The following is an 11,606-nucleotide window of genomic DNA, read 5'->3' as shown; positions in this document are numbered from 1 at the left end:
TCGGCGTCCTACCTCTCCCGGTCGTTCTACCTGGCGTGGCAGCAGTGGCCGCAGGTCAAGCTCGCGGTGGCCTACTGCGGGTACAAGACGCCGTCCGACAGCTACGGCCACCAGTACGGCTACCGGATGATGGAGGCGGACGGCACCGCGAAGGCGCAGCTGCGCGCGCTGGCCGACATCCGCCGGACGTTCGGGGCGCTGCAGAAGCTCTGAGGATCGCACGCGGCCGGCCGGTGGTTCCCGACCGGCCGGCCGCTGCGTATGCACCGTCGGTCGGGCTTGCCGTGCCCGTCGGTCGCGTTGGGGACACAGCCGTTGTGTCCGCCGGAGAACGGTGTTGACACTCCGGCATGGAGACTACGCCCCGTGATACCTACATCTACGACCAGCAATGGCAACAGGAGCGCGCGCGGCAGGCCGGTCTTGCCGCGAACTTCGACGCCACCACTACCCGGCACCTGGCGTCGCTCGGCGTCACCAACGGCTGGCGCTGCCTGGAGGCGGGCGCCGGAGCGGGCAGCGTCGCGCGCTGGCTCGCCGAGACCGTCGGCCCCTCCGGCCGGGTGACCGCCACCGACCGCGACACCCGTTTCCTCGACGACCTCGTCGGGCAGCCGCCGGTCGAGGTCGTGCGCCACGACGTGACCACCGACCCGATCGAGCCCGGCGCGTACGACCTCGTGCACGCGCGGGCCCTGGTCGAGCACGTGGCCGACCGCGCGGCGGTCGTCGCCACGCTCGCGAGCGCGCTCCGGCCGGGCGGCATCCTGCTCCTCGAAGACGTCGTGTTCGGCGGCCCGGCCACGCAGGCCTTCGCCAGGGTCACTCGTCCGGCGGCGATCGCGGACGCGATGTACACGGCCTTCCACGCCGTGTCCGGCGGTTTCCGCGCGATCGGCGCCGACCCGGAGTACGGCCTCGAACTCCCCGCTGCGCTGCGGGCGGCCGGCCTGGTCGACGTGGACGCGGAGCTGACCTACCGGTTGGTGCGCGGCGACAGCCCCGAGGCCGCGTTCTACCAGCTGACGCTGAGCCAGCTCGCACCTCGGCTGATCGACGCCGGGCTGCTCACCCCGCAACAGTCCGAGCAGGTCATCGGCGCGACGAGCGATCCGGACGCCCAATGGCTCTCGATCGGCCTGACCAGCGCGTGGGGCCGGGTTCCCGCCTGAGCCGGGCACGAACTGTCCGAGCCACCGTACCGACGCACCAGCGGCCGACTACCCTGACCGGGTGGCTGAGACTGCGTCCGAAATGTTCGGCCTGCGTTGGGGCATCAAGCACTCGTTCGTCGACTACATTCGCCGGATGCCCGACGGGCAGGGCGCCGTCAGCAACGGCGCCCGCCCGGTGGGCGACTACGAGATCGTCTACGCGCCCGAGGCGACCGGGCACCGCCCGGGCCCGGACGGCTCGTCCGAGCGATTCTGGCTGTTCAACGGCGACGTCCGTTTCGCCGGTCACTTCGGGATGCTGTCGGTGCGGATCGCGTACCCGCGGATCGTGCTGAGCGGTGACCAGGCTCAGCTCGACATCGCCGATCCGTACTCGAACGACCGCGAGCAGCGGCTCTTCCTGGCGACGCTCACGCTGACCGAGGTGCCCGCCGAGGACGGCGTGGAGCGCTGGGTGGGCTCGGACGTCCGCCTCGCCGCGGGCGGCGTCGAGCTGTTCAACGAGGTGTACCCCGCCGGCGAGAAGCTCGAGGACCTGCGGATCGACGTGCCCCTCGTCACGCCGGAGGGACAAGCGGGCCCGATCGCCGCGGAATAGTGCTCAGTCGGTGAGCACTTTGACCGCGACGATGAGGTCATGACACACGCGCTGGACACCACGCTGACCGTCCACACCGCCGCCGAGTGGCGTGCGTGGCTCGACCACCACGGCCGCTCCGCGTCGGAGATCTGGCTGGTCCTTCCGCACCGGAACAGCGGCGCGCCAGGGCTCGGCTACGCCGAGGCGGTCGAGCACGCGCTGTGTTTCGGGTGGATCGACGGCTTGCACCGGAAGCACGACGCGACCAGCTCCCGGCTCCGGTTCTCGCCCCGCAATCCGCGGAGCACCTGGAGCCGGCTCAACCGGCGGCGCGCCGAAGCCATGATCGCGCGCGGGTTGATGACCGAGCGGGGTCAGGTCTTGATCGACCACGCCCGGCGCACGGGTACCTGGCAGATCCTCCCGGACTCCACCGGCACCCCGGACGAGGAGCTCCCGCCGGACCTCCGGACGCTCCTCGACGCCGACGACGACGCCCGCCGGCACTTCGCCTCGTTCCCGCCCTCCTCCCGGCTGCGGATCCTCGCCTGGATCGTGACGGCGAAACGCCCGGAGACGCGGCAACGCCGGATCGAGCGCACGGTCACGCTCGCCGCCCAGGGCGTCCGAGCCAACCATTGACCGGCCGGGCTCTACGGGCCGGGCGCCGGGGCCGGAATCAGGGCTGCGCGGTCGTGGTCACGTGGTGCCGGCCGAGCGGAAGCATCAGCGGCTTGTTCGACGTCGGATCGACGATGACCCGGCTCTCCAGCCCGAACACCGCGCGCACGCACTCCTCGGTCAGGACGTCGGCCGGCTCCCCCGCCGCGTGGAGCCGGCCCGCCGCCAGCGCGATGAGGTGATCGGCGTAGCGCGCGGCCATGTTCAGGTCGTGCAGCACCATCACGATCGTCGTCCCGCGTGACCGGTTGAGGTCGGTGAGCAGGTCCAGCACCTCGACCTGGTGGCTGACGTCGAGGAACGTCGTCGGCTCGTCGAGCAGCAGCAGGTCGGTCTGCTGCGCCAGCGCCATCGCGATCCAGACGCGTTGCCGCTGACCACCGGAGAGCTCGTCGACGGACCGGTCGGCGAGGTCCGCGGTGGAGGTGGCGTCCAGCGCCGCGGCGACCGCGCGGTCGTCCTCGCGGCTCCACCGGGCGAGCACGCGCTGGTGCGGGTGGCGCCCGCGGCTCACCAGGTCGGCGACCGTGATGCCCTCCGGAGCGATCGGTGACTGCGGCAGCAGGCCGAGCGTCCGCGCCAGCTCTTTGGGCGGGATCCGGTGCACTTCCTTGCCGTCGAGCAGAACGTGTCCGGTGCGCGGCGCGAGCAGGCGGGTCATCGACCGGAGGAGTGTCGACTTGCCGCACGCGTTCGCACCGACGATCGCGGTGATCTTCCCTGGCGGCACGATCAGGTCGAGCGACTCGATGACGTTCCGGTCCTTGTACCCGAGCGCCAGGTTCTCGACGGTGAGCGAATGGTCACGCGTCACCGGCCGATCCTGAGTCACCGGCTGATCCGTGGTCATAGGGAGCCTCCCACCCGGTTCGACCGGACGATCAGATAAATGAGGTAGGGAGCGCCCAGCACCCCGGTGATGACCCCGACCGGGTACCGCGTTCCGAACGCGAACTGGCCGACGAAGTCCGCGACGAGGACGAGCAGCGCACCGACCAGCCCGGCGGGCAGCAGGAGCGACCCGCCCGCCCCGAACAGCCGGGCCGCGATCGGACCGGCGAGGAACGCGACGAACGCGATCGGACCGGTCGCGGCGGTCGCGAACGCGATCAGGCCGACGGCCGCGACGAGAACGACGAACCGGGTGCGCTCCAGGCGGATGCCGAGGGCGGCCGCGGCGTCGTCACCCAGCTCCATCATCTGGAGGCTGCGAGCCCGGAACAGCAGCACCGGCGCGAGCACGACCAGCGCGACGGCCACCGGGGTGACCTGCTCCCAGGTGGAGTTGTTCAGGCTGCCTGCCAGCCAGCGGGTCGCCTCCTGGAGGTCCCACTGACCAGCCTGCGACAGGAGGTAGGACGTGGCGCTGTTGAGCATCGCGGCGATGCCGATCCCGATCAGGATCAGCCGGGTGCCCGCGACGCCGTCCCGGAACGAGAGCACATAGATGACCACGGCGACGACCAGCGCCGCCGCGATCGCGACCGCCGACACCCCGGTCTCGCTCAAGCCCAGCGTCACGATCGCGAACACCGCCGCGGCGCTGGCGCCGGAGGTGATGCCGATGATGTCCGGGCTGGCCAGCGCGTTGCGCAGCATGGTCTGGAAGGTGGCACCGCCGAGTCCGAAGCAGAACCCGGTCAGCACCGCCAGCACCGCGCGCGGTAACCGGAGCTCGCCGACCGTGAACGACGCGCCCGGCACGGTCTCGCCCTGGATCACGGCGAGGACGTCCGAGAGCGGGTAGTAGGTCCGCCCGGACGTCAGCGTCACCAGGAACCCGGCGACGATCAGCGCGACCAGCACGGCCAGCGCGGCGCGGCGCCGGAGCGCACGGCGGCCCCGGCTCCGCGCGACAGCCACAACGGTGCTCACAGCTCGCGCACCTTCTGCTTCCGGACGATGTAGATGAAGAACGGAGCGCCGACCAGCGCCGTCAGGATGCCCACGTCGATCTCGTCCGGACGCGCCACGACCCGGCCGAGGACGTCGGCGACGGTGAGCAGCACGGCGCCGACGACGCCGGAGAACGGCAGCAGCCACCGGTGATCGAGGCCGACGACCAGACGGCAGACGTGCGGCGCGACCAGCCCGACGAAGATGATCGGTCCGGCCGCCGCCACCGACGCGGCGCAGAGCAGCACGGCACCGATCGCGGAGAGCGCCCGCGTCACCGCGACGCGTTCGCCGAGGCCGGTCGCGAGTTCGTCGCCGAGCGCGAGCGAGTTCAGCGGACGGGCCACGGCCAGCGCGATGACAAAACCGACGATCAGGAACGGCGCCACTTGGCGGATGCTCGCGAACGAGGCGCCGCCGACGCCGCCGATCTCCCAGGACAGGAACACGCCGGACACGTCGCCGCGGGGCAGGATGAAGGCGCGGATGAGCGAGATGAACGCGACGGTCGTCGCGGTCCCGGCGAGCGCGAGCTTGAGCGGCGTGGCGCCGCCGCGGCCCAGCGAACCGACGGTGTAGACGAACACCGCGGAGAGACCGGCTCCGGCGATCGCGACCCAGACGTAGCTGTTCACCGACGACAGACCGAACATCGTGATGCCGACGACGATCGCGAGCGCCGCGCCCATGTTGACGCCGAGGATGCCGGGGTCGGCGAGGGGGTTGCGGGTGACGCCCTGCATGACCGTGCCGGCCATGGCGAGCGCCGCGCCGACGACGACCGCGAGCACCGTGCGGGGAATCCGCTTGGTGACCGCGGCCTCCCCCAGGGTCTCGTCCTGCCCCTGGAACGCGTTCAGGATGTCGGAGAGGCTGACCTGCCGGGAACCGATCGCGACCGACGCGAGCACGGCCGCCGCCAGCGCGACGACCGCGATGACGACCCACAGGGTCCGGACCGGCGCCGGACNNGACGCCGCGGAACCGCGGCGTCCGGCGTCGCTGTACTTGTGGTCACTTCACCTTGGCCGCGGCGGCCGCCAACATCTCCACGTAGTCGTTCAGGACGTACGAGATCGACAGCGGCGTCGGGTTCGCGGCGGTGGCCAGCGGGGTGCTACCGGCGAAGAACACCACCGAACCGCGCTTGATCGCCGGGATCTTCCCGAGCAGCGGGTCGGCCTGCAGCTGGCCGAGCAGCTTGTTGTCCGCGTCCCCGTAGGAAACCATGATGTCGACGTCGTTCAGCTGCTGGATCTGCTCGGCGCTCAGGCTGCCGGAGAACTCCTTCGAGCCTTCCGACGCCTTCGTGACCGCCGCCGAGTGCTCGAGGCCCAGGTCGGTGAAGAACTGCACCCGGGTGTCGTTCGCGGTGTAGAACGTGATCTTGCTCAGGTCGGCCGGGTCGATGTGGGTGATGAACATCGCCGACTTGCCGGCCAGCGCCGGGTGCTTCCCGACCGTGGTCTTGATCTGCTTCTCGATGTCGGCGATCATCTTGTCGCCCTCGTCGGAGAGGCCGAGCGCCTGGCTCTCCAGCTTGATCGTGTCGCGCCACGCGGTGGCCCACGGCGCCTCGGGGTAGGCGACGGTCGGCGCGATCTTGCTCAGCGTCTCGTAGTCCTGCTTGGTCAGACCGGAGTACGCGGCGAGGATGACGTCCGGCTTGGTGTCCGCGACGGCCTCGAAGTCGATCCCGTCGGTCTCGTCGAAGAGCACCGGCTCGGTGTCGCCGCCGAGCTCGTCGAGCTTCGACTTGACCCAGGGCAGGTGGCCGTCCTTGTCGTCGTCGCCGAAGTTGGCCTTCGCCATGCCGACCGGGACGACGCCGAGAGCGAGCGGCACCTCCTGGTTCTCCCAGTTGACGGTCGCCACGCGGGTGGGCTTGGACTTGATCGTCGTGGTACCGAGCGCGTGCTTGATCGTGACCGGAAAAGCGCCGGAGCCACCGGTGGACGAGGAGTCCTCCGACTCCTCCGACCCGCCGCAGGCGGTCAGGACGACGGCAGTGGCCACCGCAAGGGCCCCGGCCATCAACCGGTGTAAGCGCATGGGAGGTACTCCAGTGTTTCGAAGAGCAGGGAAGGCTGACCTAACACTGGGTTTCGCTGCCGCCCGGATCGCCGCACCCTTTCCGAGCCGACCGCGATGGCGCAGGTCACAGGCGTAACGCAGGGTCCGTGCGCCGGTCGCCGTGGGTGGCCGGCCGGTTCCTTCCGGTCCGGCCGCCGCCGGGTCGTCAGCGCGCGGGATCGGCGGGGCGGGCCGTCCACTCCGGAACCAGACCGGGCACCGCGTCCCGCGCCGATCCGGGGAACCGCGGCGGACGCTTCTCCAGGAACGCCGTGACGCCCTCGACCGCCTCGGGCCCCGCGCCCAGCTCGGCGATCAACCGCGAGTCGCGCCGATGCGCCTCCCAGGGGCTCGACGCGCCCAGCATCGACCAGAGCAGGTGCCGGGAGGCGGCCACCGACACCGCCGACGTGTTCTCGGCGATCTCGGTGGCGATCGCCCGCGCGGCCGGTAGCAGCTCGGCGTCGGGCACCACTCGGGACACCAACCGCCCGGCGAGCGCCTCCGCGGCCGGGAAGACCCGGCCGGTGGCGACCCACTCCATCGCCTGCGAGATCCCGACCACCCGGGGCAGGAACCAGCTCGACGCCGCTTCCGGCACCAGCCCTCGGCGCGCGAACACGAACCCGAACCGCGCCGACTCGGCGGCGAGCCGGATGTCCATCGGCAGCGTCATCGTGGCACCCACCCCGACGGCCGGTCCGTTGACCGCGGCGATCACCGGCTTCCGCGACGCACCGATCCGCAGCGCCACCACGCCACCGAGGTCACGCGGCGCTCCGTCGATCGTCTCCGCCCGCTCCGGTGCGCGGCCGTAGTCGAACGTCTCGGCGCCCGCGGCCAGGTCCGCGCCGGCGCAGAACGCCCGGCCCCGCCCGGTCACGATCACCGCGCGTACGTCGTCATCGGCATCGGTCGCGTCGAACGCCGCCACGAGTTCGCCGGCCATCCGCGGGGTGAACGCGTTGAGGCGCTCCGGCCGGTCGAGGGTGATCGTGGCGATCCGGTCCTCGACGGCCAGCGCGACCGTCTCGAAACCGGACGAGGTTCCTGGCGTTGCTGCGTCGTCTGTCGGCATGGGGTCGTCAGCCATGGCGGCAGCCTAACGATCGTCGCTATGTACGGATGTACTTATGCTGTGTACGATCGTACATATGACGATCAACGCGGACTCCCGCTCGATGCGTGAGCGGATGCTCGCCGGCGACCTCTACCTCGCCGACGATCCGGAGCTGGCCGAGGCGAGCCTGCGGGCGTTGGACCTGATGGACGCGTACAACGCGACGTCCGCGCGGCAGCCCGACGAGCGCCGGCGGCTGCTCACCGAGCTGCTGGGCGCGGTCGGCGAGGACACCGAGATCCGGCCACCGCTGCGCGTGGACTACGGCTGCCACCTCCGCATCGGCGCCCGCACGTTCGCGAACTTCGGGCTGGTCGCACTGGACGTCGCGCCGATCGTCATCGGGGACGACGTCCAGATCGGTCCGAACGTGCAGTTGCTGACGCCCACCCACCCGGTCGAGGCGCAGCCGCGGCGCGCGAAGTGGGAGGCGGCGCAGCCGATCACGATCGGCGACAACGTCTGGCTCGGTGGCGGGGTCGTCGTGCTGCCCGGGGTCACGATCGGCGAGAACACCGTGGTCGGCGCCGGGGCGGTCGTCACCCGCGACCTGCCGGCGAACGTGGTCGCGGTAGGTAACCCGGCGCGTCCGATCCGCTATCTCGACGGCGCCGCGGGTGAGTGACGAGACGACCGCGGACCGGCTGCCCGGTCCACGGCAGCCGGAGCCGGGCTCACCGGTCCGGAGTCCACGGCGGGCCCGGCGGCACGACCCAGGGCGGCGCGACCGGCTGATCGACGCCGCGCTGACCGTCATCGCCGAGCGCGGCGTGGCCGGAACCACCCACCGCGAGATCGCCCGGGCCGCCGACGTCCCGCTGGGCTCGATGACCTACCACTTCGCCTCGCTCGACGAGATCCTCGCGGAGGCGTTCACCCGGCACGCCGAGGCCATCGCCGCCGTCTTCGACCAGCGGCTGACCGCCGCCTTCGACCGCGCCGCGGCGATCGACGCCGTGATCACGCTGGTCACCGACGATCTGCTCGGCCCGTCCGCGAACCTCGTGCTGACCGTCGAGCTCTACGTGGCGGCGGCCCGCAACCCCGCGCTGCGCGCGGTCACCCAGGCCTGGATGCAACGCAGCCGCGACGCGCTGGAACAGCACTTCGACCCCACCACCGCCCGCGAGCTCGACGCGCTGATCGAGGGTCTGGTCCTGCACAGCGCGCTCTCCACCGATCCGATGACCCCCGCGCAGATCCGCCACGCCATCGAGCGTTACCTGCGCTGAACAACCCGCTCGGAGATTCCCGTGTCTGCCCAGACCGTTCCGGTCACCGCACCGGCCGCGCCCTCCCGACAGGCCCGCCGGGCCCGCCTCGCGGTCGCCGCGCTCTTCCTCACCAACGGCGCCCTGTTCGCCAACGTCGTCCCGCGCTACCCCCAGATCAAGGCCGAGCTGGGCGTCACCAACGCGGTGCTCGGCACCGCGCTGGCCGCGATGCCGCTCGGCGCGCTGCTGGCCGGGCTGCTGGCCGCCGCCGCGATCCGCCGATTCGGCTCCGCCCGGGTCGCCGGCTTCGGCATCGTGGCGCTCGCCGCCGCGACGCTGCTGATCCCGGTCGCTCCGAACTGGATCGCCTTCGCCGCGGTCCTCGGCGCCGTCGGTGCCCTCGACGCGATCGTCGACGTCGCCCAGAACGCCCACGGGCTGCGGGTCCAGCGTCTCTACCGCCGGTCCATCGTCAACTCGTTCCACGGACTGTGGAGCATCGGCGCCGTCCTCGGCGGCTTGATGGGCTCCGTGGCCGCCGGGCTCGACACGCCACTCGCGGTGCACCTTGCGGTCTCCGCCGTGCTGTTCGGCCTGATCGCGGTGCTCGCGTACCGGTTCCTGCTCCCCGGCCCGGAGGAAGCCGAGCGGAGTGTCGGGCGCGACGCCGGGCGGGGTGCCGAGCGCGACGGCGACGGCGACGGCCCCGTCGACCGGCCGGCGGGCGCCGAGATCCCGGCGGCGCGACCGACCGCCGCCCGGCTGGCCGTCCGGCTGCTCGCCGTGCTCGGGCTCCTCGCCGCCTGCGGGGCGCTCGTCGAGGACGCCGGAGCCTCGTGGGGTGCGCTCTACCTCAGCGGGAACCTGCACACAGGCGCCGCGGTGGCCGGGCTCGCGTTCGTCGCCCTGCAGGTCGCGATGACCGCCGGACGGCTCACCGGCGACCGGATCGTCGACCGGTTCGGCCAGCGCACGGTCGTCCGCGCCGGTGGCCTCCTCGCCGCCGTCGGCATGGGCCTCGCGCTCGCCGTGCCGTCGGTGCCCACGACGCTCGCCGGGTTCGCCCTGGCCGGGCTCGGTGTCGCCACGCTGGTGCCCGCCGCCATGCACACGGCCGACGAACTCCCCGGGCTCTCCCCCGGCACCGGCCTCACGGTCGTCAGCTGGCTGCTGCGGGGCGGGTTCCTGCTCTCCCCGCCGCTGGTGGGGTTCGTCGCCGACCTCACCAGCCTCCGCGTCGGGCTACTCAGCGTCGTCGTCGCCGGAGTGCTCACCGTCGTCTGCGGACGGGTGCTGGTCAACCCGGCCACCCGCGGGTGAAGCCCGGCCGACCGGGGCCTCCACCGCCCCGGTCGGCCCCGCGGCCCCGCGGCCCCGCGGCTCAGCGGCCCCGCGGCCCCGCGGCTCAGCGGCCCCGCGGCTCAGCGGCCCCGCGGCTCAGCGGCCCCGCGGCTCAGCGCGTGGCCAGCAGCTCCAGCGTGTCGATGACGCGGTTCGAGAAGCCCCACTCGTTGTCGTACCAGGCCACCACCTTGACGTGGCGGCCGTCGACACGGGTGAGCGCCGAGTCGAAGATCGACGAAGCCGGGTTGCCGGTGATGTCGGACGAGACGAGCGGGTCCTCGGAGTACTCCAGGACGCCGGCGAGCTCCCCGTCGGCCGCGGCACGGTAGGCCGCCAGCACCTCGTCGCGGGTCACGTTCCGGACCACGGTCGTGTTGAGTTCCACGATCGAGCCCACCGGAACCGGGACGCGGATCGAGTCCCCGGACAGCTTGCCGTCGAGCTCCGGCAGCACCAGGCCGATCGCCTTGGCGGCGCCGGTGGTGGTCGGCACGATGTTGACCGCGGCGGCGCGGGCCCGGCGGGCGTCCCGGTGCGGACCGTCCTGGAGGTTCTGCTCCTGGGTGTACGCGTGCACCGTCGTCATGAAGCCGTGCTCGATCCCGGCGAGCCGGTGGAGCACCGCGGCCAGCGGCGCGAGCGCGTTGGTCGTGCAGGAGGCGTTCGAGACGATCGTGTGCGCGGCCGGGTCGTAGGCGTCGGTGTTGACCCCGAACGCGAGCGTGACGTCGGCGCCGTCCGACGGCGCGCCGACGAGCACCTTCGCCGCGCCCGCGTCCAGGTGGGCCCGCGCCGCCTTCGCCGACGTGAAGCGGCCGGTCGCCTCGAGCACCACGTCGATGCCGAGCTCGGCCCACGGCAGCAGGGCCGGGTCACGCTCGGCGAGCACTGTGATCCGGCGGCCGTCGACCACGATCGCGTCGCCGTCGGCGGTGACCGGGCGCCCGAGCCGACCGGCCGTCGTGTCGTAGGCGAGCAGCCGGGCGAGCGCAGCCGGCTCGGTGAGGTCGTTGATCGCGACGACCTCCAGCTTGCTGTCCCGTTCGACCAGCGCCCGGAGCACGTTGCGTCCGATGCGGCCGAATCCGTTGATGGCGATGCGCGTCATGTGTGGCTCCCTTCCGTGCCCCCACCAGCCTCGGTCGCGCGGACCGCACGCGGCAGTGGCGCGAGCGCCACCGTTCAAAAGGATCTCGCCACCGCTGTGCTCCGCGCCCGGCGACGCCTTTTCGGGGAACTCACCCCTCGGCGCCCCCCACAGAGGTGGTCTTTCGGGAAACCCACCGCTCGGCACCCCCGCAGAAGTGGCTTTTCGGGGAAACCCACCCCGCGACGCCCTCCATCGTCGATCGGCCGTGGCAACGGGGCGGCCGGCTGCTCGGCACAGGTAGTCGTCGGGCGGCGCCGCTGATGGTTCGCGCACCGTTCGCGCGGCGCCGGGTGGTTGTCGCGCTCTCCGGGCAGCGGCTCGGTTCGTTGTCGCGCTCTCCGGGTGAAACGCCGGGTGGTTGTCGCGCTTTCGG

At 72.2% G+C, this 11,606-nt stretch carries 13 protein-coding genes; 7 read left to right on the top strand and 6 right to left on the bottom strand.

All coding sequences use genetic code 11. The features are described from left to right. The 4 genes from ABEB28_RS02785 to ABEB28_RS02770 all read left to right on the top strand — a co-directional run. Positions 1 to 213 (top strand): hypothetical protein (locus tag ABEB28_RS02785; protein WP_345726346.1); only part of this gene is annotated, 213 nt, incomplete at its 5' end. A 137-nt stretch (positions 214 to 350) separates the two neighbouring features. Beyond that, complete coding sequence (locus ABEB28_RS02780; protein ID WP_345726345.1) at positions 351 to 1,172, top strand: methyltransferase domain-containing protein; 822 nt, start codon at positions 351 to 353, stop codon at positions 1,170 to 1,172. Between the two features lie 61 nt (positions 1,173 to 1,233). Then, positions 1,234 to 1,773, top strand: a complete 540-nt coding sequence (locus tag ABEB28_RS02775; protein ID WP_345726344.1) for an HtaA domain-containing protein — start codon at positions 1,234 to 1,236, stop codon at positions 1,771 to 1,773. A gap of 39 nt (positions 1,774 to 1,812) precedes the next feature. Then, a complete protein-coding gene (locus ABEB28_RS02770) occupies positions 1,813 to 2,397 on the top strand; it encodes a YdeI/OmpD-associated family protein (protein WP_345726343.1) in 585 nt (194 codons plus the stop codon). A gap of 37 nt (positions 2,398 to 2,434) precedes the next feature. Here ABEB28_RS02770 and ABEB28_RS02765 read toward each other — a convergent pair whose 3' ends face one another. From ABEB28_RS02765 to ABEB28_RS02745, 5 genes are all read right to left on the bottom strand, one after another. Next, positions 2,435 to 3,250 carry an ABC transporter ATP-binding protein gene (locus tag ABEB28_RS02765; RefSeq protein WP_345726342.1) on the bottom strand — a complete coding sequence of 272 codons (816 nt, stop codon included), beginning with the start codon at positions 3,248 to 3,250 and terminating at the stop codon, positions 2,435 to 2,437. 32 nt (positions 3,251 to 3,282) lie between these two features. After that, on the bottom strand, positions 3,283 to 4,311 hold the full coding sequence (locus tag ABEB28_RS02760) for a FecCD family ABC transporter permease (RefSeq protein WP_345726341.1): 1,029 nt from the start codon (positions 4,309 to 4,311) through the stop codon (positions 3,283 to 3,285). Further along, positions 4,308 to 5,282 carry a FecCD family ABC transporter permease gene (locus ABEB28_RS02755; RefSeq protein WP_425558908.1) on the bottom strand — a complete coding sequence of 325 codons (975 nt, stop codon included), beginning with the start codon at positions 5,280 to 5,282 and terminating at the stop codon, positions 4,308 to 4,310. The genes ABEB28_RS02760 and ABEB28_RS02755 overlap by 4 nt, the downstream gene beginning before the upstream one ends. A gap of 64 nt (positions 5,283 to 5,346) precedes the next feature. Beyond that, complete coding sequence (locus tag ABEB28_RS02750; protein ID WP_345726340.1) at positions 5,347 to 6,384, bottom strand: iron-siderophore ABC transporter substrate-binding protein; 1,038 nt, start codon at positions 6,382 to 6,384, stop codon at positions 5,347 to 5,349. A 187-nt stretch (positions 6,385 to 6,571) separates the two neighbouring features. Further along, positions 6,572 to 7,498, bottom strand: coding sequence for an enoyl-CoA hydratase-related protein (locus tag ABEB28_RS02745; RefSeq protein WP_345726339.1), 927 nt, complete (start codon positions 7,496 to 7,498; stop codon positions 6,572 to 6,574). A gap of 61 nt (positions 7,499 to 7,559) precedes the next feature. Between ABEB28_RS02745 and ABEB28_RS02740 the strand changes: the two genes are divergently transcribed. The 3 genes from ABEB28_RS02740 to ABEB28_RS02730 are packed head-to-tail and all read left to right on the top strand — an operon-like array spanning position 7,560 to position 10,059. Beyond that, entirely contained in the window at positions 7,560 to 8,150 is a 591-nt protein-coding gene (locus tag ABEB28_RS02740; protein WP_345726338.1) for a sugar O-acetyltransferase, read from the top strand. A 19-nt stretch (positions 8,151 to 8,169) separates the two neighbouring features. Continuing rightward, entirely contained in the window at positions 8,170 to 8,757 is a 588-nt protein-coding gene (locus ABEB28_RS02735; protein WP_345726351.1) for a TetR/AcrR family transcriptional regulator, read from the top strand. 21 nt (positions 8,758 to 8,778) lie between these two features. Beyond that, the gene (locus ABEB28_RS02730; RefSeq protein WP_345726337.1) at positions 8,779 to 10,059 is read left to right on the top strand and encodes an MFS transporter; all 1,281 of its coding nucleotides are present in this window, start codon (positions 8,779 to 8,781) and stop codon (positions 10,057 to 10,059) included. Positions 10,060 to 10,192: 133 nt separating this feature from the next. Here ABEB28_RS02730 and gap read toward each other — a convergent pair whose 3' ends face one another. Beyond that, positions 10,193 to 11,191, bottom strand: coding sequence for a type I glyceraldehyde-3-phosphate dehydrogenase (gene gap, locus ABEB28_RS02725; protein ID WP_345726336.1), 999 nt, complete (start codon positions 11,189 to 11,191; stop codon positions 10,193 to 10,195). Positions 11,192 to 11,606 lie beyond the last annotated feature (415 nt).

Origin of the sequence: Cryptosporangium minutisporangium, from assembly GCF_039536245.1 — a bacterium.
In the GTDB taxonomy this organism is placed as follows: Bacteria; Actinomycetota; Actinomycetes; order Mycobacteriales; family Cryptosporangiaceae; genus Cryptosporangium; species Cryptosporangium minutisporangium.
The sequence above is the reverse complement of the archived record's forward strand: the minus strand, read 5'-3'. Positions and strand labels throughout refer to the sequence as shown.